This is a genomic window from Planococcus halocryophilus (genome assembly GCF_022489025.1).
GTDB classification, from domain to species: Bacteria; Bacillota; Bacilli; order Bacillales_A; family Planococcaceae; genus Planococcus; species Planococcus halocryophilus_A.
Genome location: NZ_JAKVTG010000035.1, coordinates 1 through 1,432, shown reverse-complemented (window position 1 = coordinate 1,432; position 1,432 = coordinate 1). Strand labels below are relative to the sequence as shown.

2 protein-coding genes are annotated in these 1,432 nt (G+C 45.3%); both read right to left on the bottom strand.

All coding sequences use genetic code 11. The annotated features are described in order from the left end of the window. A partial coding sequence (gene istB / locus MLE13_RS17765) for an IS21-like element helper ATPase IstB (protein ID WP_240751099.1) occupies positions 1-747 on the bottom strand: 747 nt, incomplete at its 3' end. Beyond that, a partial coding sequence (locus MLE13_RS17760; protein WP_430905226.1) for a Mu transposase domain-containing protein occupies positions 740-1,432 on the bottom strand: 693 nt, incomplete at its 5' end. The genes istB and MLE13_RS17760, both read right to left, overlap by 8 nt.

The window sequence follows — 1,432 nt, the reverse complement described above, 5'->3', positions numbered from 1 at the left end:
ATGGCTGTTTTCGAGCCATTTTTGCGTTTCTCTCATTCGATAAGAAGGACCGACCATATTTACCACATGCGATTTATGCGTTAGGCGATCCGTTAATGCGGCAGTCAAAACGGGATCATGAAACACTTCTTCCCATTTCGCAAACGACAGATTACTCGTGATAATGGTCGAAGATCGACCCGCGCGCAATGACAAATGCGTAAAGAGTAATTCAGCTCCTTCTTTATCGAAGGAAATGTAGCCCAATTCATCAATGATGACGAGGTCGTACTTCTCAAATCGCAATTCGAAAGAGCGTAAGGTCCGTTCGGACCGGCTTTCCTTCAATTGATTGATTAAAGAAGAGACACTCGCAAAGTAAACCTTGTAACCGGCCAAACAAGCTTCTACCCCTAATCCGATTGCCAGGTGGCTTTTACCGGTTCCAGGGGAACCAGTAAGAATCACATTCTGCCCAGCTTTGATGAAATCAAGCGTCTGTAAGTTAGGTAATTTATGCTGCGCATCTATGGGCAGCGCGCGGGTGTCAATCTCCTCAAGTAGCTTCTTCTCTGGAAAGTTGGCACGGCGAATCCGGGTGGATTTCGACCGGATCCATCGGTCATTCTTTTCCTTCGTTAAGACCGTATGCAACAGGTCCATCGCAGCGGTCGTTTCTGCGAATGCTTCGTCCTCCTCAACCAACTCTCGGATGCCTGGGAGACGCAATTCTTTGCACATGTCGATTACTCGTTGCTTTTTATCCATGTTCAAGCACTCCTTCATCGACTTGATTGAACATCGCTGAAAAGGCTTGGATATTTTGGAGCGCCTGTTCGACCGTCTCGTCTGGATGGAGAGGTACCATAGGTACCAGATCCGTTTGTTCGCTCAGAAAGATCAGCTTTTCAGTCGTGATTTCACCGAGACCTTTTATCTCAATCTGTCGGACGGCTGCCATCACATTATCTAATCGATTTTTCTCGCGTACATAAAGGAGTAGCTCTAGAAAATCTTTCTCTTTTCCGATATAATGGTTTTCGAAGAGTTTTTTAATTTGAATTGGTGCTTGGCTCAAACATTCACTTTGAGCTAAAGCGCCTTTTTTCTTTGTGAAGGTTTTTATGTAGTGATAGAGATCCATTTCCCATTGATGGACACCCCAATTTCTCCGGTGTTCTGCGACGAGTTTACCTTCAATGAAGAGACGAACTACATTTGCACTGACCTTGGCGCGAATCCAAGCGCCTACATGGCCCTCAGGTACGGAGTACCGGTTTTGCTTGATCATCACGGTGCTGTATTTATCTACTCGGGATTCCAAGACTTCCGAAACATCAAATGGCAAAGGAAGTGCCTCTTGAGCGGCTGCTGCTTTTTCTTGATCTTTCAATTCTATATGGGCGATTTTCTTTTCATGGTGAATCCGCTTATTGAGCGATTGAATCGTTTG